The following is a 24,441-nucleotide window of genomic DNA, read 5'->3' as shown; positions in this document are numbered from 1 at the left end:
CCGACGGTCAGTGGACGGGGTGCATCGTGCGCTTGAGCCACGGCGCCAGCGCGATCACGGCCAGTCCCACCGCGACGGCGATGGCGCCGTTGACGCCGAAGTAGGCGGGGTTGGAGACCTGGCCGTAGACCTTGACCACCTGCGCCTGGATGCCGTTGGCCAGGGCGAGGGAGAGGAACCACAGGGCCATCGTCTGGCTGGCGAACGCCTTCGGGGCGAGCTTCGTGGTGGCCGACATGCCGGAGGTCTCCAGCAGGACGTCGCCGAGTCCGAGCAGCAGGTAGGAGCCGATGATCCACCAGGCGGCCATCTTGTACGTGTCGCCCGAGTCCCCCGAGGTCGGGATGACCATCAGGAGGAAGGACAGCCCGCCCAGGATCACGCCGATGGCGATCTTGTTGGAGGCGTGCGGCTGCTTGTGGCCCATCCGGACCCACAGCGCGGCCACGACCGGGGCCAGGAGCACCTCGAACGCGCCGAGCGCGGAGGCGTACCAGCCGGCCGGGAAGGTGAAGCCGAGGATCTCGGTGCGGGCGTTCGTCGAGGCGAGCAGCATCATCGTCGAGTACGCCTGGAAGAGGATGAAGTTGAAGGCCACCGAGGCCAGGAAGAGCACCACGTACGGGCGCAGGCGCCCCCGCTCCTCGGCCGTCACGCGGGGGCTGCGGAACATGATCGCGAAGTACACGACCGGTGCGATCACCGAGATCAGGGTGAGCAGGTCGACGAACCGGCCCATCGTCAGCCAGCCCAGTACCGCCAGAAGGGTGGCGAGCGCGGCGAAGGCCAAGATCCCGGCAATGATCTTCGTCACGGCCGAGCGCATCGCGTCGGGCGCGAGCGGGAACTCGGCGGAGTGCTTGCGCCCCGCCAGGTGGCGGCGGCCGGCCACGTACTGGATCAGACCCGCGGTCATGCCGACGGCGGCGGCGGAGAACCCCCAGTGCCAGCCCTTGTGCTCGCCGAGCCAGGCGGTGATCAGGGGGCCGGCGAAGGCGCCGATGTTGATGCCCATGTAGTAGAGGGCGAAGCCGGCGTCGCGCCGGTCGTCGTCCGTCTTGTACAGCTTGCCGACCATGCTGGCCACGTTCGGCTTCAGCAGGCCGGTGCCGGCACTGATCAGGCCGAGGCCCACCCAGGTCATGGCGGCGGTCGGCACGGCCATGGCGTAGTGGCCGCAGGCGATCAGGATGCCGCCCCAGAGCACGGCGCGGTACGAACCGAGGATCCGGTCGGCGAGCCACCCGCCGGCGACGGAGACGAGGTAGACCATGGTCCCGTAGGCCGCCGAGACGGAGGCCGCGGTGCCCGGGTTCATCCCCAGGCCGCCGTTGGCCACCGTGTCCGCGAAGTAGAGGACGAGGATGGCCTGCATGCCCAGGAAAGAGAAGCGCTCCCAGACTTCCAGTCCGGAGAGCGTGGCCAGGCCCCTGGGGTGCCCGAGGAAGGCGTGGTCGTCGCCGGGCGGCGGCTGGTCGGCCTCCGGGTCCGAAGGCTCGTCTATTTCGGTAGCAGTTCTGGACAAAACGCATTCTCCGGTTGTTTCGGCTGCTCTAGAACATACCGGGGCGCATGGGGCGGCGCCCGGCCTGTACGGTGCCCGTGGCCGGACAGGCGCCCTGGGTGATCGAAAACAGACCGGATACGCTGGCTTGAGTGATGGCAGCGACACATCGACAATCCGTGTGATCGTCAAGGTGATCGTCAGCAGACAGGAGTACCCCTCGTGACCGTCGTCGGGCCGTTCGGACTGAGCGTGCGGGACCAGGCTCTTGAGACCGATGTCCAGGCCGGACTGGCCGCCGTCGAGGCGGGTCTGCTGGAAGCCACCAAGAGCGAAGTCCCCTTCATCACCGAGGCCGCACAGCACCTGGTCCGCGCCGGCGGCAAGCGCTTCCGGCCGCTGCTGGTGATGCTCGCCTCCCGGTTCGGCGATCCCTACGCGCCCGGGATCGTCCCCTCCGCCGTGGTCGTGGAGCTCACCCACCTGGCGACGCTCTACCACGACGACGTCATGGACGAGGCGGACGTGCGCCGCGGCGTGGAGAGCTCCAACGCCCGCTGGGGCAACTCCGTGGCCGTCCTGACGGGTGACTTCCTGTTCGCCCGCGCCTCGCACATCCTGGCGGACCTCGGTCCCGAGGCCGTACGGGTCCAGGCCGAGGCGTTCGAGCGGCTGGTGACGGGCCAGATCCTGGAAACGGCGGGCCCGCGCGACGGCCGCGACCCGGTCGAGCACTACCTCGACGTCATCGCCGGCAAGACCGGCTCGCTGATCGCGGTCTCCGGCCGCTTCGGCGCGATGATGTCCGGCGCCGACGAGTCGGTCGTCGACATCCTGACCCAGTACGGCGAGCGGCTCGGCACCGCCTTCCAGCTCGCCGACGACGTCCTCGACATCGCCTCCGACTCGCACGAGTCCGGCAAGACCCCCGGCACCGACCTGCGCGAGGGCATCCCGACGCTCCCGGTCCTGCGGCTGCGGGAGATGGCGGCCCAGGGCGGCGACCCCGCGGACGTGGAGCTCGTACGGCTCCTGGACGGCGATCTGACGGACGACGCGCGGCACGCCGAGGTGCTCGCCCGGCTGCGGGTCCACCCGGCCCTGGAGCAGGCCCGCAAGGACACCGTGCGGTACGCGGAGGAGGCGCGGGCCACGCTGGCCCCGCTGCCCGACTGCTTCGCGAAGTCGGCGCTGGTGGAGCTGTGCGACGCCGTGGTCCACCGCGCGGGCTGACCTCGGACGGAGCCGAAAGGCACCCACCGCATGCAAGGGCGAGGGCCCGGCAACCCCTACGGGTGGGGGAGGCCGGGCCCTCGTCATGTCATCCCTGGGGCGTACGCACAGTTGGCTCCGGGGGCTGACGCCCCGACCCCCTCTTCTTTGGTCAGATGGAGACACATCCCCACCAGATCGGGTGAGAGTGGCGGCGCGGGGTGGACGTGGACGGGTAGGTCGCCGCCGTACACACAGAGGTAGGGCAGACAGACATGGCAACGAACGCAAAGACCCGCAAGGCTGCTCGGTACGCCGTACCGGTCGCGGTGTTCGGTGTGGTCGCCGGCACGATCGCGATGGTTCCGGCCTTCGCGAACGCCGGTGGACCGGACCTGCCGCAGGTGACGGCCCAGCAGCTCATCGAGAAGATCGCGGCCTCGGACGTGCAGCAGCTGTCCGGCAGCGCCAAGATCAGCACGGACCTGGGACTGCCGAGCCTCCCGGCCGGCCTGCTGGGCGGTGGCGGCGTGACCGGCGGCTCCGCGGACCCGCAGGAGAAGCTCAGCCAGCTGGTGAGCGGCGGCACCCAGACCTTCCGCGTGGCCGCCGACGGCCCGGACCGCCAGAAGCTCACCTTCGTGGACGGCAAGGACGAGTACAGCCTCGTCCACAACGGCGACGACGTCTGGGGATACGACTCCAAGTCGAAGGAGGTCTTCCACGAGAAGGCGCCTTCCGAGAAGGGCGACAAGGGGGACAAGAGCTCCGAGCTCCCGGCCTCCCCGCAGGAGATCGCCCAGGAGGTCCTGAAGGCCGCCGGAACCACCACCGACGTCAGCGTCGGCGACACGGCCCAGGTGGCCGGGCGCGACGCCTACCAGCTGGTCCTGAAGCCGAAGGGGACCGGTTCGACGGTCGCCTCGGTGAAGATCGCGGTGGACGCGAAGAACGGCGTGCCGCTGCGCGTGCAGGTCCTCTCCACCGACGGCGGCAAGCCGATCCTGGACGCCGGCTTCACCAAGGTGGACTTCGCCAAGCCCGCCGCCGACACCTTCGCCTTCACCCCGCCCAAGGACGCCAAGGTGACCGAGGGTGCGGCGGGAGAGCACGGCAAGGACGGCAAGGAGGGCAAGGACAAGGGTCTGGGCGCGCTGGAGTCCATCCCGGGCCTGGGCGGCCTGACCGGCGGCGCCGAGGGCGCCCAGGGCGAGCCGAAGGTCCTCGGCGAGGGCTGGACCTCGATCGCCCGGATCGAGACCGGCGCGACCAACACCCTCAAGGGCATGGACGACGCGGCCAAGGACAAGAACGCGCCCAAGGGGGCCGCGCAGTTCCTCGACTCGCTCGGGGAGAAGGTCTCCGGGAAGTTCGGCGAGGGCCGAGTCCTGAAGACCCGCGTGGTCAACGCCCTGATCACGGACGACGGCAAGGTCTACGTCGGCGCGGTCACCAAGGCCGAACTGGTGAAGGCGGCCGACGCCAACAATTGACCTCCGGTCCCCGGGGCTAGAGCCCCGGGGATTCCTGCCACGGTCGTGCGACCGTCTCGGTGGGTTCCTGCTTCACCGCGCTGTGCCGGGATACGTCCCGGTCTTACCTGCGCTCGACAGGCTGACACCGCCAGTCCGGCGGCCTTGGCGACGTTGACCGCCGCGTTGATGTCCCGATCCAGGACGGCCCCACAGCCCCCGCACTCCCACACGCGGACGTTCAGGGGCTTGGGGCCGTCTTTGACGCCGCACACGCAGCAGACCTGAGAGGTCGGCTCGAACCGGCCGATCCGCACGAAGGTGCGTCCGTACCGGGCGGCTTTGTATTCCAGCATCGCCACGAAGGCGGACCAGCCGGCGTCGTGGACGGACTCGGCGCATGAAGCGCGGAGACTCGATCTTCGTACCGTCCGAGAGGACCGCGAAATGCGACAGGCCCAGGTCGATACCGACCTGGGACGCGGCCTCGGGCAGTGTCTCGCCGGGTGCGGTCTCGACGACGAACGACGCGAAGTACCGTCCTGCCGCGTCCTTGATCACAGTCACCGTGGACGGCACTGATGGCAGGGTGCGGGACCACTTCACCCGCACGTCGCCGATCTTCGGCAGCGACAGGTTCCCGCCGGTTGTGATCTTCCAGCAGGCGTTGGCGGTGAACCGGACGGTCTGCCGATTGTCCTTGCGGCTCTTGAAGCGCGGCGCACCCATGCGTGGACGCTTGCCCTTGAGGCCGTCGAAGAAGTTTCGGTACGCGGAGTCCAGGTCCCGCAGGGACTGTTGCAGCACCACGGCCGATACCTCGCCGAGCCAGGCGCGCTGTGCTGTCTTCTTGGCCGCGGTGATCAGCAGCTTCGAGAGGTCACCTGACTTCGGGAACGCCGCTCCCTCGGCACGTGCGGTCTCACGAGCCCGCAGGGCATCGTTGTAGACCACCCGAGCGCACCCGAAGGCCCTCGCCAGCGCCGAGCGCTGGGGACCGTTCGGGTACAGGCGAAAGCTGTACCTCAGCTGCACGTCGATCAGCGTATTGGGGCTGACCTCGAGCCGAATATCAGAACATCCGCGCGGGTCATCACGCGTGGATCGACGATTACCCGGTGTGGCGCCCTGAGGTCTGGGAGCTTGCCGACGGCGACGCCGAGGGTGGGCGGGGACTGTGTCCCTGCCCACCCTTGGGCCGTTCCGGTCCTGTGTACAGCAGCCCCGCTGTACCGTGAAAAGCATGTCGAGACACGTCACCATCCGCCTGGAAGAAGAGTTCCACGAACGCCTGAAGGCGCGAGCGGCGGCCCTGGGCACGACGGTCACCGCGCTGATCACCGAAGTCACGGAACGCGAGCTCGACGAGGACCGGAAGAACTTCCTGTCCGGGATAGAGGAGTTCGCCGACCACTGGGGCTACTTCCAGGAGCGGTTCGGGCATTGAAGATCACCATGGAGTGGGCCTGGACCGCTCTGGCCCACCATCTCCCGTCCGATCCCGCCGTGTGGGATCCCTCCGGAGTGGCCGCCGCCGTGGCCCGGCACCAGAACGACCTCGTCCTGGTGCCCGAACAGCCCGCCCCGGACACCGCGTGGCGGGCCGCGGCGTTTCTGCACACGCTCGCGGTGTGCCCGGCGCTGGAATCCCCGATGAACGAGTTCTACGCCGCCGCCGCCACCCGCTCGTACCTGCGGGTCGCCGGGGCCAAGCAGCTGCCGTCGCCGGAGGAACTCGGCGATCTGGTGGAGGCCGCGAAGCTGGGCCGCGCCGACGTCGCGGCGGTCGCGGAGGAACTGCGGGCCCGGATCCAGGAGCCGCTGTCGGCCTCGCTACGGGGCGGCGCGCAGGACGCGTAGGACCATCGGGGCCTCGTCCGGGTGCAGTCGCAGCTCGGTGGCCCCGTCGGCGGAGCGGAACGCGACGCTGAGTTCGTCGGCGGAGGCGGCCTCCAGGGGCGGGAAGCCGCCGGCGCCCTCCCAGGCCGTACGTCCCTTCGCGCGCCAGTGGACCGGACCCCCGGGCCCGCCGGGCGGCAGCTTCAGGTGTCCCTCGCGCCATTGCCCGTCGGTGAGTTCCCGGTCCCGCAGGTCGCAGGGGACGGTGACGGCGAGGCCCCGGGCGTGGTCCGCGAGACGCCGCAGCCGCCGCCGGCCGCGTACGACGAGTACGGGGTTGGTCGCGGCGGCGGCCAGGGCGAGCAGGGCGAGCAGGGTGCAAAGGAGTCCGGACAGCGTCCGATCAGATCACATCCCGGCCAACAGGACTAGACCAATCGGCGGGGCGGTCCTAGAAGGTGATCTTCCAGCTGTTGATGTAGCCGACGTCCTGCGCGGCGACGTCCTTGACCTGGAGCTTCCACACGCCGTTGGCGACCTCGGAGGAGGCGTTGACCGTGACGGACTTGACGATGTTGTCCGCGCTGCCGCCGGTGCGGTTGTGCAGGTTGTACAGGGTGCCGTCGGGGGCGACCAGGTCGACCACGAGGTCACCGATGTAGGTGTGGACGATGTTCACGTCGACCTTGGTGGTGGCCGGCGCGTTGCCCGTGACGCCCGAGACCGTGATCGGCGAGTTCACCGCTGCGGCGGGGGAGTCCGGGATCGTGACGTCCGCGGTGTTCTCGAAGGACGGGCCCGGCGGGACCGGGACGGCGAAGCCGAGGTTCCAGATCGCGTAGGCGATGGCGTCGGAGTTGCGGTCCAGGGCGGTGTCGTTGATGTTCGCCGTGGTGTCGCAGGAGGAGTGGTAGCAGCGGTCGAAGGCCTGACCGGAGGTGCCGCCCCACTTCGTGGCCTGAGCCGCCGTCTTGCTGTTGCTGGCGCCGGTGAACAGGCCGCCGACGGGGATGCCGACGTTCTTGAAGGACGCGTGGTCGGAGCGGCCGTCGCCCTCGGTCTCGATCTCGGTCGGGACACCGAGGCCCGCGTAGTAGTTCTTGAAGGTCTGCTCGATCGTCGGGTCGTCGTCGTAGACGAAGTAGCCCGGGTTCGGCGAGCCGATCATGTCGAAGTTCAGGTACCCGGCGAACTTCGCCCGCTCGGCGGTCGGCAGGTTGTTGACGTAGTACTTCGAGCCGACCAGGCCCAGCTCCTCCGCCCCCCACCAGCCGAAGCGCAGGTGCTTGGTGGGCGTGAGGCCGGACCGGGAGACGGCGAGCGCGGCCTCCAGGACGGCCGCGCTGCCCGAGCCGTTGTCGTTGATGCCCGCACCGGAGGACACCGAGTCCAGGTGGGCACCGGACATCAGGACCGAGTTGGGGTCGCCGCCCGGCCAGTCGGCGATCAGGTTGTAGCCGGTGGCACCGCTGGAGGTGAAGGTCTGCAGGCTGGTCGTGAAACCGGCCGCGTCCAGCTTGGCCTTCACGTAGTCGATCGAGGCCTTGTAACCGGCCCTGCCGTGGGCGCGGTTGCCGCCGTTGGCGGTGGCTATGGACTGCAGCTGCGTCAGGTGTGCCTTGACGTTGGCCAGCGGGATGTCGGGCGGCGTGGGCGCAGCGGCGACCGAGGTCGGCGAAGCGAGCGCGGCGGGGGCGGTGGCGGCGAACAGACCGGCGACCGCGAGGGCGGTCACGGCGGCCAGGCGCCGGGAGACGGACAGGCTCATGTGGGGGCTCCGGGATTCCGTACTGGGGACGTGTGCGGAACGTGCGGGTGGCGCGGGTGAGCGTGCCTGGGCGCCGTCGCTCCTGCGTGGGTACGGCAGTGCGTCGTGCGTCAGTGCGAGCCTGATGTTGGGCGAGAGGGTGACTGTCCGTCAAGAACGTAATCCGGTCAACCCTGTTCGAAAACCGGACGAGCCCCTACTGGGGGGCTCCGCCCCCGTACCGGATGGCGATCGTGGCGGCGCGGTGGTGCAGGGAGGTGCGCAGTCCCTGCGGGGCCAGGACCTCCGCGTACGTGGAGTGCTGCCACAGGGCCCATTCGGCGTGCCGCGCGTCCTGGAACACCACGCTCATCCTCAGCCAGCCGTCCGCGTGGGCCTCTTCGTCGCGGACGGCCAGCGCGGTGTCCACCAGCTGGTCCCGCCGCGCCGGGTCCACCCGGACCAGCACGGTGACCTGGTCGCCCCCGGTCCGCAACTGCGCGTTGTGCTCCTGCCAGGTCCGGTCCAGGTCGACGGTGTCCGGCCGCTGCGCGGGTTCGTCGAGCGCCTTGGCGGCCAGCACCAGGGACAGCCGGTACGTGCGGTCCGCGCCGTACCGCGTGGCCAGCAGATACCCCTGCCCGCGTACGGTGACCAGCCCGATCGGGTCCACCGTGCGGCACTTCGGGACCTGGTCCGCCCCCGCGTAACTGAGGCTCAGCTTGCGTCCGGCGAACACCGCGTGGCGGATCTCCGCCACGATGGCGTCGGACACCTCGTCCGCGGCCACCCGGCGCGAGAGGAGGTCGGTCTCCGGGTCGATGAGCAACCGCTGCGCCGCGCCGGCCGCGGATTCCCGGAGGCCTTCGGGCAGTGCGTCGACCAGTTTGAGCATGGCCGAGGCGAGCGCCGAGCCGAGGCCGAACAGCTGTGATCCGCGCCGTGATCCGGCGACCACGAGGGCGAGCGCCTCGTCGTGGTTCAGTCCGGTGAGCGCCGTCTGGAAATCGGGCAGCAACACGAAGCCGCCGTGCCGGCCGCGTTCCGCGTAGACCGGCAGGCCGGCCGCGGACAGTGCCTCCACGTCGCGCAGCACCGTACGCGTGGACACGCGCAGCTCGCGGGCCAGGGCGTCCGCGGTCATCCGGCCGCGCTGGCGCAGAAGGAGCACTAGCGAGACTAATCGGTCGGCACGCATATAGAAATTTTAACCAAAATACCTGACCGAGGGTGTCGTGTTTAGTTGCAAGGCTCGATTACACGACGTCAGAGCTGGGCGGCTGCCGAGCCGATGGGCGTCCGTACATTCACGTGATCCGAATGGAGCTTGTGCGACATGGAACGAACTGCGGTCAACCCGGTGTCGTGGTCGGTCGAGATGGGGTTCAACCAGGGCGAGGTCGTCTCCGGGCACTCGCGCACCCTGTACATCTCGGGACAGACCGCGATGAGCAAGGAAGGCAAGCCCGAGCACGACGGTGACCTGGCGGCGCAGCTCGCGCTGAGCATCGACAACATCGAGGCGGTGCTCGCCGAGGCCGGCATGACCCTCGCGAACCTCGTCCGCCTCAACGTCTACACGACCGACGTCGACCTGCTCTTCCAGCACTACGGCGTGCTGGCGGGACGTCTGGGCGCCGCCCAGGTCGCGCCGACCACCACGATGCTCGGGGTCTCGCGTCTGGCGATCCCCGGCCAGCTGGTCGAGCTCGAGGGCACCGCCGTCGCGTAACGCGACCGTGCCCGTCCCGCTGCCCGCGCCCCTCGAACCGGCACGGGCAGTGGGCTGTCCCCGACCTGCCCCCGAGCTGTCCCCGATCTGCCCCTGACCTGCCCCCGACCTGTCGGGTCTATCCCCGGTCCCCCCGGATCACACGGCGGAGCTTGGCGAGGCGCTCGTGCAGGATGTGCTCCCCGCCGTGGCGCGTGGGGCGGTAGTAGTCCTTCCCCACGAGTCCGTCCGGCGGGTACTGCTGTTCCTGGACCCCGTCCGGGGCCTTGTGGGGGTACCGGTAGCCGATCGCGTTGCCCAGCTCCCGGGCGCCCGCGTAACGGCCGTACCGCAGGTGGGCCGGGATCTCGCCGACGGCACCCGCCCGTACGTCGGCCATGGCCTCGTCGATCGCGGTGATCACCGCGTTCGACTTCGGCGCCGTGGCCAGGTGCACGGTGGCCTGCGCGAGGGCGAGGCGGGCCTCGGGCATGCCGATCAGCTGGACCGTCTGCGCCGCCGCGACGGCCGCCTGCAGCGCCGTGGGGTCGGCCAGTCCGACGTCCTCGCTGGCGTGCACCAGCAGTCGTCGCGCGATGAACCGCGGATCCTCCCCGGCCACGAGCATGCGGGCCAGGTAGTGCAGCGCGGCGTCGGGGTCCGAGCCGCGGATCGACTTGATGAACGCGCTGATGACGTCGTAGTGCTGGTCGCCCTGCCGGTCGTAGCGCACGGTGGTCTCGGCGACGGCCCGTTCCACGGCCGGTACGTCGATCACGGTGCCGCCGGTGTCGGTCACCCCGTCGGCGCTGGCCTCCAGCGCGGTCAGCGCGCTGCGGGCGTCGCCGGCCGCGAGGCGGACCAGGACGTCCTCGGCCTCGGGGGACAGCGAGACCGAACCGCCGAGGCCGCGCTCGTCCTTCAGCGCCCGCCGCAGCAGCGCGCGGAGGTCCTCCTCGTCCAGGGACTGGAGCTGGAGCACCAGCATCCGCGAGAGCAGCGGCGTCACCACCGAGAACGACGGGTTCTCCGTGGTGGCGGCGACCAGCAGGACGAGCCGGTCCTCGACGGCTCCGAGCAGGGCGTCCTGCTGGGTCTTGGAGAAGCGGTGCACCTCGTCGATGAACAGCACGGTCCGCCGGTTCTGGCGGTCCCGGCGCAGGCGCGCCTCGTTCATCACCTCGCGCAGTTCCCTGACCCCGCTGGACAGCGCCGACAGGGCGACGAAGTGGCGGGTGTCGACGGCGGCGAGCAGCCGCGCGATCGTGGTCTTCCCGGTGCCGGGGGGCCCGTAGAGCAGGACGGACGAGGCCTCGCCGCCCTCCGCCAGCCGCCGCAGCGGCGCGCCGGGACCCAGCAGGTGCGCCTGGCCGACGACCTCGGCGAGCGTCCGGGGCCGCATCCGCGCCGCCAGCGGCGCGGTGGCCCGTACGGCCTCCGTCTCCGTGGGCGGCGGGGCGGCTTCGGACAGCGGTAACTCGAACAACCCGTCACCATCGGACACGTGCGGCGCCCTTCTTCTGCGGACCGGTCACGCGTACAGCGTTCCCCGTGCGATGACCACGGCGGATCCCGCCACATAGACCGAATCGATCCGCTCCGGCGTCCCCATGGCCCGGGCGTGCATCGTCGACGGGCGGCCCATCTCGACCCCCTGTCGGATGCTGATCCACTCCCCGAAGGGGATCAGGCCGTGCCGGGCCAAGTGTACGGCGAGCGACCCGGCGGCCGAGCCCGTGGCCGCGTCCTCCACCACGCCGTAGGCGGGCGAGAACATCCGCAGTCTCCACTGGGTGCCCGAGCCGGCGAAGCAGTTGGCGGCCATGTCGGGCAGCCGCGCGAGACTCCTGTGGTCCGGCTCCAGGGCGGAGAGCGCGGTCACGCCGTCCAGGCCGACGAACACGTGCCGCGGCCCGTTGTGGTAGACCTCGACCGGCAGGGTGCTGCCGGTGGCCGACAGGTCGAGGGCGGCGAGCAGTTCGTCCGCGCGGTCGTAGGCCTCCCACGTCGGGACGGGCTGCCACATGCCGGCCGCGTCGGCCCGGCCCTCGTCGTCACGGTCGAGTTCGAACGCGACGGTGCCCATGGCGGTCTCCATCAGGAGCTCCTTCGAGGCGTGCGACTCGCCGAGCACGATGGCCGTGCCCAGGGTCGGATGCCCGGCGAACGGCAGCTCGTTGACGGGGGTGAAGATGCGGACCCGCACATCGCCGTCGGCCTCCGCGGGGAGGACGAAGACCGTCTCCGACAAGTGCATCTCCTGCGCGATCTGCTGCATCCGCTCGGCGGACAGGCCGGCGGAGTCCAGGAAGACGGCGGTCGGATTTCCTTCCAGTGGGACCTTGGTGAAGACGTCGGCCACCACGTACTCGTACGTATCCATGCGTTCCGTCCAGAGGTGGTGTCAGTGGTGTCAGTGGTGTCAGTGTGTGTCGAACAGGACCTGGTACCGGGCGACCGCCCGCACCGTGGCCGCGTACTCGGCGGGAGTCGGGTGGAAGGGATCCGCGGCCGGGGGCAGGGCGCCGAACTTGAGCAGCGCGGCCATGAGGAGCAGGCGCGCCTTGGTGGCCGTGAGGTTGTTGCCCGAGATGAACGCCGGATCCATCCGGTACGCCATGCCCCCGGTGTTGCCGCGACCCGTACGGACCACCGGCATGCCGGCGAAGACGGCGACGCCCAGCGCCGCGTTCTTCGCCGGGTCGGCCATCCCGAACGGTGACATGCCCTCGCAGACGAATCCGGTCAGCGGCGCGCCCGCGAGGCCGGCGTCGATCCGGGCGAGGATCTCGACCTCGTCGTCGGAGAGGTCCGGATGGTCGGAGCCCGCGCCCGTGGCCGCGTACCGGCTGTACTTGGTGATCGAGACGTGCGGCATGGCGGCGGGCACGAGCCCGCCGGCGTCCTTCGTCTCCACGTCGACCAGGGACACGCCGGTGTCCAGGGCCCCGGTCACACCGGAGACCCGGTCGGGGAGCACGCTCAGGCGCAGGTCCGAGCGGTGGGTGTGCCTGCGCGCCGGGAGGTAGGTGACCTGCGGGGGACCGTAGCCGCCCATGTCGGCGACCACTCCTCCGTGCCCGCCGGTGACCTCGTACCCGCCGGGGCGGGCGTCGACCTTGGTCACGTCGCGGGCCGAGTAGACGAGTTCGTCGACGATCACGCAGGCGCCGAGGCGGTCGACGCCGTGGTCGTCCAGGGCGACGCCCGAGGCGATGAACTTCACGCCGTCCACCACGTTGCGGTCGCCGTCGGCGCTCGCGGACTGGTGGCGGCGCTGGGCCGCGTGCCCGACGAGCGGCACCGTGGTGTCGACGAGCAGGCCGAGCCAGTACAGGGTCTCGTCGACGGTCGGGCTGCCTTCGAGCCACTGCACGCCGGTGAACCCTCCCGTGTCGAGGACGGCCTGGACCTGGTTGGTCGCCTCGGCCAGGTGCGCCAGGCCGGGCTCGCTCTGGAGGTGGTACGGGTAGTAGACGAAGAAGTCCTTGCCGGGGCGTTCGGCGTCGGGGCCCGAGGTGTACCCGCCCGACGGGGCGGCGCGGAAGAAGTCGAACTCGGCGAGCGACCCGAGCTCGACGGGGGCGCCGAGGTCGGCGAGCCCGAACCGGTCGATCTCCTCGTACAGGCGCCGGGCATCGGGGTAGAACGTCTGCCGGGCGGCCGCCGCCGGTGCGAAGGGCGCCGCCGCGGTCTCCTCCCAGGCGGAGCCGTCCGCCTGCCTGGCCATGTACGGCAGGGGGTAGAGGCCGTCGGCCGGGTCGAGTTCGACGACGTACACCGGGGTGGCGTCCTCGAACGGCTGCTCCTGGTGGAACGTTCCTTCTTTGTCGAGCCACCCGTCCGGCGGGGCGTACAGGCCGGCCGACTCCCGTTCGAGCGGGTGCGCGCTGAACGCCTCGACGTACAGGGTCACGGGCGCCGCGAGCCGCTGGGAACGCAGGACGTCGAACCGGGAGGGGAGCAGCGGCAGACCGTGGCGCACCCGTGCCTTGTTCGAGGTGACCAGGTCCGGTGTGTTCAGGATCGTCGCCGTCGGTCCGGCGAACACCGCGATCCGCGGTCGCCGCGCGGGGCGCGGAAGCATCTCGTCCGTCACGGCGTCCATCACAGCGGCCCCAGGTGTTCGATCGATACGTGGTGCTGCTCGGCCAGGCGCCGTGCCACCAGCGAGCGGTGGCAGGCCTGTGCGTCGCGCTCGACGCAGAACAGCGCGGCGGTCCCGTCGACCGGCAGCCGCGCCACGATCGGGTCGAGGTCGACCGGGTCGAGGATCTCGGCGGTGTAGCGACGGGTGTACTCGGCTGCGAGCTCCTGGCGGGAGCGCTTGCCGACGCCCTGGCGGTCGTCCTCGGCGTACTGGAGGTGGCGCAGCTCGGTGGTCGGAGCGAGCTCGCGGTGGTGCTCGTAGGCGATCCCGGCCTCGGCGAGGGCCGCCTGCAGCCGCAGTGAGTTCGCCCAGGCGTAGTCCGGGCCGCGGACGCCGCGGCGCTGGCGCACGTCGAGCACCAGGCGCACACCGGCTTGTTGAAGTCGTTGCAGGTAGGAGTCGGCGTCGAAGCCGTAGACGCCGATGGTTGCCAACGTGAGCACCGGAGGTCTCCTTTCCCTAGGAGTGCGCGGGGGTGCGCGGCGCGACGATCAGGGCGGTCGTCTCACTGGGCAGCTCCGCGGCCCGGTCGATCTCCAGGCCGGCCCGGTTCAGCAGCCGCGTGATCCGGTCGAGGGTGCGGTGTTCGCCGCCCGTGGTCACCAGGAGGTGCAGGTCCCACAGGGCGGGCAGCACGGTGGGGTCCTCGTCCTCGACGAATCGGTCGAGGATCAGCACCCGCGACGAGGAGTCGGCCATGGCGCGGCGGATGCTCTCGAAGAGGCCGACGACGGCTTCGTCGTCGTGGCCGGCCAGGACGCGGCACAGGACGTAGACGTCCCCGCCCGCCGGGACGTCCTCGAACATGTCGCCGCCGACCAGTTCGGCGCGGTCCAGGCCGACGGTGGCGGCCAGGTGCTCGCGCGCCTTCGGCATCATGTGCTCGCGGTCGAAGAGCACGCCCCGGGCGTCCGGGACGGCGCCGAGGATCGTGGCGAGCAGGTGCCCGCCGCCCCCGCCCACGTCCACGACCGTCTTGCCCGCGAAGTCGAAGACCTCGGGCACCTGGTGGAAGAACATGCTCGCGGCGTTCATGGTGAGCTGGAAGCGCCGGGCGGTGGCCGCGTCCTGACCGAGGTACTCGTAGAGCGACTGGCCGTAGGCGACCTCGAATCCCGAGCTCTCCGTGCTGATGGCGTGGTGGGCGTGGCTCCACGCGGAGTAGAACTCCTCGCCGTACAGCAGGCACATGTCGCGCAGGGACTGCGGGCCGTCGAGCAGGGCCGCGCTCACCGGGGTGCCGCGGTAGCCGGTGGACTCGCTGCCCTCGAACACGCCCATGGCCACCAGGAGGCGCATCAGGCGGTGGATGCCCTGCTCGTTGGCCCCGGTCGCCTTCGCGAGCTCGGCGCCGGAGTCGCGGCCGGCGGCTATGTGGTCGGGCAGTTCGAGTTTGACCGCGGTGTAGAGCGCCTGCGCCCTCCATCCACCGGTGATCAGGTCGACCACGTTCCGGGTGGCCTGCACGTCGACCACGTTCGGGGTGGCCTGCACGTCGACTGTCATGGATCCCTCACCATCTGTGTGACATGACTTCACCCCCTCGTCCGGGGGCGAACGGTTCCCCGCGTGCGGGGCGGAGCCGTCGTGGCCCCGCCCCGCACACCGGGGGTGTGATCAGGACCGGCCCTGGGTGATGTTGAACATCCAGGTGATCCCGAACCGGTCGACGAGCGTGCCCGCCTCGTCGCCCCAGATCTGCTGCTTGAGGGGCATCACCACGGTGCCGCCGGCGGAGAGCTTCCCGAAGTAGTCGCGCAGGCGGGGGTCGTCGCCGCCGAGGTAGAGCGCGACGTTGGTGCCCGGGTTGAAGGGGACCCGCTCCGGGACGTCCCAGGCCATCACCGTGAAACCGTCCGCGGTGCTGAGCGTGGCGTGCATGATCTTGTCGGCGTCGGGCGACTCGGGGTTGCCGAAGTCGCCGAACGTCCCGAGCTCCAGCTTTCCGCCGAGGATGTCGTGGTAGAACTCCAGCGCCTGGCGGGCATCCCCGTCGAAGGCGATGTAGGGGTTGAGCTGAGATCCCACGGGACTTCTCCTTGCTTCTCTTCGGTGGGAGTGCGAAACGGGATGCCGGTGCCTACGTGGGGATCCCGCCGCGGTTGACCTTCGGCACCTCGATGCCCAGCGCGCGCAGCTGCTGGAGCGGGTTCATGAACTCGCGGTTCTGCTTGATCTTTCCGTCTTCGAGCAGGAACGAGTGGATGAAGTGGTTCCGGTAGTGGCCGGGCGGATACTCCGGGTAGAGGATCTGGCCCTCCCCGTCGCACTCGACCCAGAACTGGTTGGGGTCCTGCGTCTCGAAGATCTGGACGTTCGACCATTCCCAGTCGGGGAACATGCGCAGCGACCACTCGCCGTGCGCCTTGAGCTTCTCGTGCCCCTGGGAGGTGATCGGCTGCCCCGTGTCGCTGGTCCACAGGCCGGCGCTGCCGTCCTCGGCGAAGAGCAGGTAGCGCGTCTTGCGGGTCTCGCCCTTGCGGCTCATGTAGTCGGCCACGACGGCGCGGTGCCGGGCCCGGAGGTCGTTGTCGGCTTCGGCTTCGAGCCCCTCGGCCTGAGCCTGGTTCGTTCCCATCTGGATTTCCTCAATTCCCGTGTCGGAGGCGCTGTAAGAGGCGCGGTCAGAGGCGCGGTCAGAGGCGCAGTTCGGGCCGGTAGATGTCCAGCCAGGTGCTCAGGTCGAGCACGCGCTCCATGCCGTTGCGGACGTCGAGCGGCATGTTGGCCGAGTCCTGCTGGGTGATGTCCTGGAGCCAGCTGCGGTCGACCAGGTCGAAGACCGGGTCGTCGGTCGTCAGCAGTTCCTTGGACTGCTGCAGCAGCGCGCTCGTGTACTGCGGGTCCAGCGTCGCCGGGTAGGGGGCCTTCGTCCGCTCCAGCACCGACTGGGGCAGCAGGTCGGCGGTCGCGGCGCGCAGCAGGCTCTTCTCCCGGCCGTCGAAGGTCTTCATCGACCACGGGGCGTTGTAGACGTACTCCACGAGCCGGTGGTCGCAGAACGGGACCCGGACCTCCAGCCCCACCGCCATGCTGATCCGGTCCTTGCGCTCCAGGAGCATCCGGACGAAGCGGGTCAGGTGCAGGTGGCTCATCACCCGCATCGTCATCTCGTGGTCGCTCTCGCCCTCCGCCCGCTCGACCTCTCCGACCGCGTCGGAGTACCGGTCGGCGATGTACGTCGGCAGGTCGAGGGCGGCGGTGATGCCCGGGTTGAACCGGTCGGACACCTGGGCCTTGGCACCGCTGACGAAGACCGCCATCCAGGGGAAGGTCTTCGCGGCCTGGACCTCCGGCTGGTGGAACCACCGGTACCCGCCGAAGACCTCGTCCGCGGACTCCCCGGACAGGGCGACCGTGGAGTGCTGGCGGATGGCCTGGAACAGCAGGTAGAGCGAGGTGTCCATGTCGCCGAGGCTGAGCGGGCTGTCCCGCGCGGTGATGACCTTCCGCCGGATGTCCGGGTCGGCGATCGAGGCGTGGTCGAGCACGATCGACTGGTGCTGCGTTCCGGCGCGGGCGGCCACCTCCCGGGCGTAGGGGGCGTCCGTCGTGCCGCGCAGCTCGTCGGCGACGAAGTCGTCCGCCCGTCCGACGAAGTCCACGTCGAAGCTGCGCACCTTCTCGCCGGACTCGCCGAGCTTGGCGGCGGCCAGTGCGGTGATCACGCTGGAGTCCAGACCGCCGGAGAGCAGGGTGCACCGCGGTACGTCGGAGACGACCTGGCGGTTCACGATGTCCTCGAGCAGGTCCCGCACGTTGCCGATGGTGGTCTTCAGGTCATCGGTGTGCTGCCGGGTGGGCAGCGTCCAGTAGCGGCGCTCGCGCAGGCCGGCGCGGTCCACGATGACGATGCCCCCCGGCACCACCTCGCGCATGCCGCACCACAGCGAGCTTCCCGGTGTCTGGGTGAAGCTGACCAGCTCCCGCAGCCCGGCGAGGTCGACCGCCCGCTCCGACAGCGAGTTGGCGAGGATCGCCTTCGGCTCGGAGCCGAACAGCACCCCGTCCCCGGTCTCGTAGAAGTAGAGGGGCTTGACGCCCATCCGGTCGCGGATCAGGACGAGCTTCTCGACGCGGGAGTCCCAGATGGCGAAGGCGTAGATGCCGTTGAGCCGGTCGGCGAGGGCCTCGCCCCACTCGACGTAGCCGTTGAGCACCACCTCGGTGTCGCTGTCGGTCCGGAAGCGGTGGCCGCGGCGCACCAGCTCGGCGCGCAGCTCCTTGAAGTTGTAGACCTCACCGCTGTAGGTGATCGACACCGGTCCGTTGTCGGTCGGCACCACCATGGGCTGGGCGCCGCCCTCCAGGTCGATGACCGACAGCCGCCGGTGCCCGAAGGCCGCGTGCCGCTCGATCCAGGCGCCGCCGGCGTCCGGTCCCCGGCAGGCCATGGTCTGCGTCATCGCGTCCAGCTGGGTGCGCTGCTGCTCCAGATCACGGTCGAACGAGATCCAGCCCGTAATTCCACACATCGGCTTGCCTTTCTCTCACTTGGTCTAAGGGGTTCGGAGCACGGTCAGGGTTGGAGCCGGTCCGTACGCCAGCCGGAGCCGTCGCGCTCGTAGCGCAGCCTCCGGTGCAGCCGGTCCGTCTGGTCGGCCTGCCAGAACTCGACCGAAGCCGGCTCCAGCAGGTAGCCCAGCCAGCGGTCCGGGCGGGTCAGTGCGGTGCCGCTCCGGGCCAGTTCCCTGGCCCGCTCGCGCAGCGCGTCCTCGTCCGGCAGCAGTGCGCTCTGGTACGAGGCCACCGACATCGGGTGCGCGGCGGCGGGCCGGGCGGCCCACAGGGCGTCGGACTCCTCGTCGGGCAGCGGGCGGGCCGGGCCGCTCACGCTCACCTGGCGGCCGGCCTCGCGCCAGTAGAAGACGCCCGACGCCCAGCCCGTCTCGTCGAAGTCCCGGGCCTTGCGGCTGTCGGAGTGGCTGGCGAACACCAGCCCCGTACCGCGTACCGAGAGCACCTGCACGATCCGGTTGGAGGCGCGGCCGCGGGCATCGGCGGTGGCCAGGGCCAGTGCGCCCGGTTCGCGCACGGCGTTCGCGACGGCGCTGTCGAACCAGGTCCGCAGCAGGTCCATCGGCTCGGCGGGCGGGGCGGTGAACTCATCGGCCGTCAGGGGCCGGGCCGGGGCGCTCACGAGACGTTCCCGGCGGTCTCGAAGGCCAGGCCGCGCTCGGACGTCGCACCCGAGTGGAGGCCCTCGACGATCGCCTCGACCTCGGTCATCATCCGGTCGGTCGGCGGGTACCCGATGAGCTCGGTGGCCCGGTTCGGGGGCATCGGCTGCGTCAGGTCCGCGTCGGAGTCCCACAGCATCACCGCGCCCCACCGGTTCAGCTGCCGGTCGGAGATCCAGAACTTCAGTCGCATGCCGCGGACCTCGGTCCACGGGTCCACGCCTTCGTCGCGCAGGTAGACGCGCAGGGAGTCGATGGTCTGGTCGGACCCGGAGAGGTCCCACCAGGAGACGGCGGCCTTCATACCTTCACCACCTCCGCGGCTTCCAGCAGGGGGACGAGGAGCTCGGTCAGGACGCGCTCGCTGTCCTGGGTGAGCACGGATTCGAGGTGGAACTGGACGGACCCGAAGTGCGCCCCGCGCAGGGCGTGCACCTCTCCGGTGCGGGGGTCGAGGCTCACCTTCACCTCGCCGACGCCGGGGCACTCCAGGTACTCGGCCCGCGACCGGGCCTCGTAGGAGTTGTAGAAGCCGACCCGCTCCCGTGCGCCGAACAGGTCGATCTCCCGCTGGGTGCCCTGGTTCGGGACGTCCCTGCGCCTCAGTTCGAGCCCGAGGTGGCGGGACAGCAGCTGGTGGCTCAGACACACGGCCAGGAAGGGGATGCGCCGGGAGAGCAACTCCTCGATCGCCGAGGTGAGACGGCTCATCCTGTGGTCGCCGGCCTCCCGCGGGTCGCCGGGTCCCGGGCCCATGACGACGAGATCGTGGTCGTCGAAGCGGTGGGCCGCGTCGAAGCCGGCGAGCTCGACGGTCAGCCCGATGGCGCTCAGCTGGTGGGCCAGCATCGAGCTGAAGGTGTCCTCGGCATCGATGATCAGTACCCGGCGGCCGTCGAGCATCGGATGGGGCCGTGCTCGCGATGCGGCGTCGCTGAGCCAGAAGCGCGCGAGCGTCTCGTTGCGGCTGCCCAAGGCCTTCTGGATCAGCGGGTCCTCGACGAGCCGGTTCGCGGCGCCCAGCGCCGCGAGCACGCCCGCGGCCTTGGTACGGGTCTCCGCGACCTCGGCGTCGGCATCGGAGTGCCGGACCAGGGTCGCGCCCACCCCGACCTCCACGTGGCCGCTGCCGTCGGCGTCCGAGGCACGGATGTCGGCGGTGCGGATGAGGATGGCCGAGTCCAGGGTGCGCGCGCCGTCGTCGTCGCGGCCGATGAGGGCCGCGATGCCGCCGTAGTACCCGCGGCCGCGCGGCTCGTAGCGGGCTATCACCCGGCAGGCGTTCTCGAGCGGGCTGCCGGTCACCGTGGGGGCGAACATCGTTTCCCGCAGGATGTCCCGGGGGTCGAGGTCGCTGCGCCCCTCGATGACGTACTCGGTGTGCGCGAGGTGGGCCATCTCCCGCAGGAACGGTCCTCTCACCCGGCCGCCGCCCTGGCAGACCCGGGCCATCATCTTGAGTTCCTCGTCCAGGACCATGTACAGCTCGTCGGTCTCCTTGCCGTCGGTGAGGAACTCCATGACCTCCGACCGGACCGGCCCGGTGGGCGGGTAGCGGTAGGTGCCGCTGATCGGGGTCATCGCCGCGACGCCGTCCCGCAGGCTGACGTGGCGCTCCGGGGTGGCGCCCACGAAGGTCCGCGTGCCGGTGTGCACGATGAAGGTCCAGTAGGCGCCGCTCTCCCGGGTGAGCAGCCGGCGGAACAGGCTGAGCGCACTGCGCGTCGAGTACCCGGTGATGGTGGTGACGAACGAGCGCTTGATGACGAAGTTCGAGCCCTCGCCGGTGCCTATCTCGTGGTCGAGGACCGCGCGGACCGTGTCGGCGTAGGCCTCGTCCTCGGTGTCGAAGTGCCCGCCGTCCAGGGTGATCGGCTCGTCGGGCAGGCATCTGAGGGCGTCCGGCGTGGCGATCTGGCCCTGGTCGGTCACCGACATCGCGATCAGCGGCGATCCGTCCGCGGCGGCGATGAAGCCGCGCTCGGTGATCTGCTGGTGGGGCACCAGGACCAGCGCCTCGTGCCGGGGTCCGCCGGGGCGCCCGCTCCGGTCGGCCGGCGGGTTGCCGCCCAGCGGGATGTCGGCCAGCCGGGCCGGGGTGCTGACCTCGCCCAGCAGGATCTCCACGCGGTCCGCGCCCAGCGCCTCGGGGCGGTGCAGCAGGGCGAAGGGACCCGGGTTGGGGCCCAGCACGTGCTCGAGCAGCTGCGTCGAGTTCATCGGAAGACCTCCTCGGTGGTGGTGACCACCGAGCAGCGGGCGGCCGCGTAGTCGAGGGCCAGCTGGTGGTACTCGGCGGAGAAGTCGCCGACGGCGTCGGCGACCAGGAACGGCTGGATGTCGTTGGTGAACGCCTCGAGGGCCGTCGCCAGCACGCCGACGTGTGCGTAGACCCCGCAGACGATCAGCTGATCGCGGCCCTGGGCGCGCATCTGGGCCAGCAGGTCGGAGCGGAAGAACGCGCTGTAGCGCCACTTGGTGAGCACCTGGTCCGCGGGCCGCGGCGCGAGTTCGGAGACGATCTGACGATCGACGGGGTCCACCCTCATGCCGGGACCCCAGAAGTCCTTGAGCAGGCCGCGTTCCCCGTCGGTCATGCCACCGGGCTGCGCGGTGTAGAACACCGGGACCCCGAGGGCGGCGCAGCGCTCCCGCAGGATCGCGCAGTGGCGTACCAGCGGATCGCGGATCTCCGCGGGGAACGGTGCGAGGAAGTAGCGCTGCATGTCGTGCACGAGCAGGGCCGCTCGGTCGGGGTCGGGTTTCCACGGGGCCAGGCTGGCGGGCAGTTCGGCCGCCGTCGGCAGTGGGTATGACGAGATCGGGGCTATGCCCGGCACGGTTCCCCCTCGGGTTGATTGAGTGTGGGCCGGCCACCCGTGGGGATCACCGGATCCCCACGGGTGGGTGGAATTTCCTCGCCTGCTTGTTTTTCGGCGCGACGGATAAACCGCGCGATGTGCGTGAAGAATTCGCCGACCGAATTACTGAGCAGAAAAGGCCGAGTCGGCCGGGGTGTGAGAAACCCCGATCAGTGGTGGGAAGCCGCCGCCGGCGTGCCCCCGCCGTGGGGCGGGTACGGGTTGTCCAGGACGTACAGCCACGTGCCGTCCAGCTGCTCCTCGACGGTGTCGCAGAAGTTGCCGGTGAAGCTCACGCGGGGGCCGCCGGCCGTCCCGTCCTGCGCCAGGCTGTAGTCGCCCATGATCGACGCCGTGCGCTGGCGGACCACGCCGTCCCACCCGCGCCAGCCTCCGGTCGCCACGGTCTGGCGGGCGTTGACGGTGAGCTCCGGGTTCAGGTTGAACCAACCGACGTAGAAGTTCCTGATGGCTTGGTGACCCCTGATGACCGAGAGGTCCCAGTCGACGATCGCCGCTTCGGGCTCGTGCAGGGCGATGATGCCGTCGATGTCCTTGGCCTTGATCCGCTCGCCCAGGAGCTGGAGCAGCTGTTCGGGGGTTCTCGCGACCGGCCGCGGGTTGAAGATGCCCGTCTGGCTCGCGGCGTCCGCCGGAGCTTCGGTGGCCTCCGGGGCCGCCGGAGTTTCGGCGGCTGCCGGGGTCTCGGCGGCTGCGGGGGTCTCGGCGACGGCCGAGGTGCTTGCGGCCGCCGACTGGGTCTGGAGGTAGCTGGGCCCTGCGATGCTCGCGATCGTCAGCACGATGGCGGCGGCGGAGAGCGGAAGCGTGTGCTTGATTATGCTCATATCATCTCCTTAAATTGGAGATGGCAGCGGACTAATTCAATTCGGCTGCGGAATGGGGCCTTTTGGTTGGTCCTCATTCGCCATCCCCCCTTCGATGACTTCATATAACCGTCACCAACTCGGGCTTGTCAACGAGGCTAAAAATGCCTATGTCGCTGGTGTGCAATTCCGTCAGCCCGCAGCGGGAGGCCGGTCCGACCTGGGCGGGAAGCGGAATATCGGCCCGGCGGTAATGGCCTGCGGCGATCGCCGATCCCGGAACTCGGCCTGCAGGATGCGGCCGAGGAGGCGGGCTCGGCGAAGAAATAAGGGGAAACCTGGATTCCGCCCGGCGGAACGGGCGGGCGACGTGCGTCGGCGCGAGCCCGGCGGTCGGTGAGGGCGTGATGGTCCGTCAAGACCTCGATCCGGTCATACCCGTTCGGAAAGCGGACGGAGCCGCCCGCGGCGCCGGGGCGGGAGCACACTGGGGGGATGAACGTGAACGAAGAGACCCGTGCGGCCGTCGTCGAGGCCCAGTGGCTCGACACGCGGCGGGCCTGGGCGGACCGCCTGGAGCGCCTCGGTCCCAAGGTCTGGCGCCTCGGCACCATCGCCGTGCTGGAGGAGGCCCACGAGGACCCGATCCTGCGGCAGCTGTACCCGTACACGAGCCATTGCCACGTGCACTTCAGCAGCACGACCCGCTTCCCCTACGAGGTGGCGGTCCCCTTCGTGATCCCGCTGCCCGACGGGCGGTTCCGCGTCATGCGGCGCGATCCCGCCGGGCAGCTCGGCGAGGTCGACACGGCCGGGGAGGCCGTGGCCCTGGTGGTGGCGCACGTGCCGCCCCGCCTCCGGCTCGCCTCGACGGGGCTGCCGATGGACGGGTAGCCCCTGGGCGGACATGCGGACGGGCGCGTCCGAAGACGCGCCCGTCGGTGCTCCGAGCGGTGGTGCCTGTGTTACGCCGTCTCGCGCGCCGGTGCCGGCGTCTGCAGGGGCGCCGGCAGCGGGGCCGGCAGGCCGTCGAGGCGCAGGGCGCGGGAGCGGTGGGCGGTGCGCAGGGCGTCCCAGGTGAGGATCGAGAGGGCGACCCAGACCAGGGAGAAGCCGGCCCAGCGCGCGGGCGGCATGGCCTCGTGGAAGTAGAGGACGCCGAGGCCGAACTGGAAGACCGGGGCCATGTACTGGAGCAGTCCGAGGGTGGAGAGCGGGACCCGGATCGCGGCCGCGCCGAAGCAGATCAGCGGGATCGCGGTGACCAGCCCGGCCGAGGCCAGCAGAACGGCGTGCCCCGGGCCCTGTGCGGTGAAGGTGGACTCGCCGCGGGAGCCGAGCCACAGCAGGTAGCCGAGGGCGGGCAGGAACATGATCACGGTCTCGGCGGTCAGCGACTCCAGGCCGCCCATGCCGAGCTGCTTCTTGATCAGCCCGTACAGGGCGAAGGAGAAGGCCAGGATCAGCGAGATCCACGGCGGCCGCCCGTACCCGACGGCGAGGACCAGCACGGCGGCGACGGCGATCCCGACGGCCGCCCACTGCGTGCGGCGCAGCCGCTCGCCCAGGACCAGGACGCCGAGCGCGATGGTGACCAGGGGGTTGATGAAGTAGCCGAGGCTCGCCTCGACGACGGCGCCGTTGTTGACCGCCCAGATGTACACGCCCCAGTTCACGGTGACCAGGGCGGCGGCCACCCCCGTGAGGGCGAGCTTGCGCGGTTGGCGCAGCAGCTCCGACACCCATCCCCAGCGCCGCAGGGCCAGCAGCGCCACGCCGACCACGGCCAGGGACCACACCATGCGGTGGGCGAGGATCTCGATCGCTCCGGCGGGCTGGAGGAGCGGCCAGAAGAGGGGGACGATCCCCCACATCCCGTACGAGGCGAATCCGTAGAGCAACCCCGTGCGCTGGTCGTTCTGTGCCTTCACGGGACCT

Annotated in this window: 24 protein-coding genes and 1 pseudogene; 7 read left to right on the top strand and 18 right to left on the bottom strand. The window is 70.5% G+C overall.

Going from position 1 to position 24,441, the window contains the following annotated elements; genetic code table 11:
* Positions 1-7: 7 nt before the first annotated feature.
* Positions 8-1,525 carry a peptide MFS transporter gene (locus tag OG898_RS08780; RefSeq protein WP_266955995.1) on the bottom strand — a complete coding sequence of 506 codons (1,518 nt, stop codon included), beginning with the start codon at positions 1,523-1,525 and terminating at the stop codon, positions 8-10.
* Between the two features lie 201 nt (positions 1,526-1,726).
* Between OG898_RS08780 and OG898_RS08775 the strand changes: the two genes are divergently transcribed.
* Together OG898_RS08775 and OG898_RS08770 are read left to right on the top strand one after the other, a co-directional pair.
* Positions 1,727-2,737, top strand: coding sequence for a polyprenyl synthetase family protein (locus OG898_RS08775; protein WP_250740927.1), 1,011 nt, complete (start codon positions 1,727-1,729; stop codon positions 2,735-2,737).
* A gap of 254 nt (positions 2,738-2,991) precedes the next feature.
* Positions 2,992-4,209 carry a sigma-E factor regulatory protein RseB domain-containing protein gene (locus OG898_RS08770; RefSeq protein ID WP_266955993.1) on the top strand — a complete coding sequence of 406 codons (1,218 nt, stop codon included), beginning with the start codon at positions 2,992-2,994 and terminating at the stop codon, positions 4,207-4,209.
* Here the strand turns inward: OG898_RS08770 and OG898_RS08765 are convergent.
* A pseudogene (locus OG898_RS08765) lies at positions 4,152-5,223 on the bottom strand (RNA-guided endonuclease InsQ/TnpB family protein). The gene OG898_RS08770 and the pseudogene OG898_RS08765 overlap by 58 nt on opposite strands.
* Before the next feature lie 208 nt (positions 5,224-5,431).
* Between OG898_RS08765 and OG898_RS08760 the strand changes: the two are divergent.
* The 3 genes from OG898_RS08760 to OG898_RS08750 all read left to right on the top strand — a co-directional run bounded on the left by OG898_RS08760 (position 5,432) and on the right by OG898_RS08750 (position 6,459).
* A complete protein-coding gene (locus OG898_RS08760) occupies positions 5,432-5,635 on the top strand; it encodes a ribbon-helix-helix domain-containing protein (protein ID WP_239516343.1) in 204 nt (67 codons plus the stop codon).
* On the top strand, positions 5,632-6,048 hold the full coding sequence (locus OG898_RS08755) for a hypothetical protein (protein WP_250740925.1): 417 nt from the start codon (positions 5,632-5,634) through the stop codon (positions 6,046-6,048). The genes OG898_RS08760 and OG898_RS08755 overlap by 4 nt, the downstream gene beginning before the upstream one ends.
* 201 nt (positions 6,049-6,249) lie before the next feature.
* On the top strand, positions 6,250-6,459 hold the full coding sequence (locus OG898_RS08750) for a hypothetical protein (protein WP_266955991.1): 210 nt from the start codon (positions 6,250-6,252) through the stop codon (positions 6,457-6,459).
* Between the two features lie 19 nt (positions 6,460-6,478).
* Here OG898_RS08750 and OG898_RS08745 read toward each other — a convergent pair whose 3' ends face one another.
* Together OG898_RS08745 and OG898_RS08740 are read right to left on the bottom strand one after the other, a co-directional pair.
* Complete coding sequence (locus OG898_RS08745) at positions 6,479-7,795, bottom strand: M28 family metallopeptidase (RefSeq protein ID WP_250740924.1); 1,317 nt, start codon at positions 7,793-7,795, stop codon at positions 6,479-6,481.
* 196 nt (positions 7,796-7,991) lie between these two features.
* The gene (locus OG898_RS08740) at positions 7,992-8,972 is read right to left on the bottom strand and encodes a YafY family protein (protein WP_250740923.1); all 981 of its coding nucleotides are present in this window, start codon (positions 8,970-8,972) and stop codon (positions 7,992-7,994) included.
* A 138-nt stretch (positions 8,973-9,110) separates the two neighbouring features.
* On the opposite strand from OG898_RS08740, the gene OG898_RS08735 reads away from it, so the two are divergent.
* Positions 9,111-9,506 carry a RidA family protein gene (locus OG898_RS08735; RefSeq protein WP_250740922.1) on the top strand — a complete coding sequence of 132 codons (396 nt, stop codon included), beginning with the start codon at positions 9,111-9,113 and terminating at the stop codon, positions 9,504-9,506.
* A 118-nt stretch (positions 9,507-9,624) separates the two neighbouring features.
* Here OG898_RS08735 and OG898_RS08730 read toward each other — a convergent pair whose 3' ends face one another.
* The 13 genes from OG898_RS08730 to OG898_RS08670 form a co-directional block, all read right to left on the bottom strand.
* Positions 9,625-10,971, bottom strand: coding sequence for a replication-associated recombination protein A (locus tag OG898_RS08730; protein WP_266955988.1), 1,347 nt, complete (start codon positions 10,969-10,971; stop codon positions 9,625-9,627).
* Between the two features lie 45 nt (positions 10,972-11,016).
* Positions 11,017-11,868, bottom strand: a complete 852-nt coding sequence (locus OG898_RS08725) for a PhzF family phenazine biosynthesis protein (protein WP_266955986.1) — start codon at positions 11,866-11,868, stop codon at positions 11,017-11,019.
* A gap of 39 nt (positions 11,869-11,907) precedes the next feature.
* Positions 11,908-13,593 carry an asparaginase domain-containing protein gene (locus OG898_RS08720; protein ID WP_266955984.1) on the bottom strand — a complete coding sequence of 562 codons (1,686 nt, stop codon included), beginning with the start codon at positions 13,591-13,593 and terminating at the stop codon, positions 11,908-11,910.
* Positions 13,593-14,078 carry a DUF488 domain-containing protein gene (locus OG898_RS08715; RefSeq protein WP_250740919.1) on the bottom strand — a complete coding sequence of 162 codons (486 nt, stop codon included), beginning with the start codon at positions 14,076-14,078 and terminating at the stop codon, positions 13,593-13,595. Before OG898_RS08715 ends, OG898_RS08720 begins: the two co-directional genes overlap by 1 nt.
* A 16-nt stretch (positions 14,079-14,094) precedes the next feature.
* Positions 14,095-15,141 carry an acetylserotonin O-methyltransferase gene (locus tag OG898_RS08710; RefSeq protein ID WP_250740918.1) on the bottom strand — a complete coding sequence of 349 codons (1,047 nt, stop codon included), beginning with the start codon at positions 15,139-15,141 and terminating at the stop codon, positions 14,095-14,097.
* Positions 15,142-15,252: 111 nt separating this feature from the next.
* Positions 15,253-15,663, bottom strand: a complete 411-nt coding sequence (locus OG898_RS08705) for a VOC family protein (RefSeq protein WP_250740917.1) — start codon at positions 15,661-15,663, stop codon at positions 15,253-15,255.
* Between the two features lie 52 nt (positions 15,664-15,715).
* Positions 15,716-16,213, bottom strand: a complete 498-nt coding sequence (locus OG898_RS08700) for a PhzA/PhzB family protein (protein ID WP_250740916.1) — start codon at positions 16,211-16,213, stop codon at positions 15,716-15,718.
* A gap of 58 nt (positions 16,214-16,271) precedes the next feature.
* Positions 16,272-18,110, bottom strand: a complete 1,839-nt coding sequence (gene asnB, locus OG898_RS08695) for an asparagine synthase (glutamine-hydrolyzing) (protein WP_250740915.1) — start codon at positions 18,108-18,110, stop codon at positions 16,272-16,274.
* Positions 18,111-18,154: 44 nt separating this feature from the next.
* Positions 18,155-18,775 (bottom strand): phenazine biosynthesis FMN-dependent oxidase PhzG, encoded by a 621-nt coding sequence (gene phzG / locus OG898_RS08690; RefSeq protein ID WP_250740914.1) that lies wholly within the window; start codon positions 18,773-18,775, stop codon positions 18,155-18,157.
* Positions 18,772-19,119 carry a hypothetical protein gene (locus tag OG898_RS08685; RefSeq protein WP_266955979.1) on the bottom strand — a complete coding sequence of 116 codons (348 nt, stop codon included), beginning with the start codon at positions 19,117-19,119 and terminating at the stop codon, positions 18,772-18,774. Before OG898_RS08685 ends, phzG begins: the two co-directional genes overlap by 4 nt.
* Complete coding sequence (locus tag OG898_RS08680; RefSeq protein ID WP_266955977.1) at positions 19,116-21,035, bottom strand: anthranilate synthase family protein; 1,920 nt, start codon at positions 21,033-21,035, stop codon at positions 19,116-19,118. The genes OG898_RS08685 and OG898_RS08680 overlap by 4 nt, the downstream gene beginning before the upstream one ends.
* Entirely contained in the window at positions 21,032-21,655 is a 624-nt protein-coding gene (locus OG898_RS08675; RefSeq protein ID WP_266955975.1) for an isochorismatase family protein, read from the bottom strand. The genes OG898_RS08680 and OG898_RS08675 overlap by 4 nt, the downstream gene beginning before the upstream one ends.
* Before the next feature lie 191 nt (positions 21,656-21,846).
* Complete coding sequence (locus OG898_RS08670) at positions 21,847-22,524, bottom strand: hypothetical protein (protein WP_250740910.1); 678 nt, start codon at positions 22,522-22,524, stop codon at positions 21,847-21,849.
* Positions 22,525-22,998: 474 nt separating this feature from the next.
* On the opposite strand from OG898_RS08670, the gene OG898_RS08665 reads away from it, so the two are divergent.
* Entirely contained in the window at positions 22,999-23,397 is a 399-nt protein-coding gene (locus OG898_RS08665; protein WP_250740909.1) for a DUF6193 family natural product biosynthesis protein, read from the top strand.
* 71 nt (positions 23,398-23,468) lie between these two features.
* Here OG898_RS08665 and rarD read toward each other — a convergent pair whose 3' ends face one another.
* Complete coding sequence (rarD, locus tag OG898_RS08660) at positions 23,469-24,434, bottom strand: EamA family transporter RarD (protein WP_250740908.1); 966 nt, start codon at positions 24,432-24,434, stop codon at positions 23,469-23,471.
* Positions 24,435-24,441: the final 7 nt, after the last annotated feature.

The sequence above is a fragment of the Streptomyces sp. NBC_00193 genome (assembly GCF_026342735.1).
In the GTDB taxonomy this organism is placed as follows: domain Bacteria; phylum Actinomycetota; class Actinomycetes; order Streptomycetales; family Streptomycetaceae; genus Streptomyces; species Streptomyces stoeckheimensis.
The sequence above is the reverse complement of the archived record's forward strand: the minus strand, read 5'-3'. Positions and strand labels throughout refer to the sequence as shown.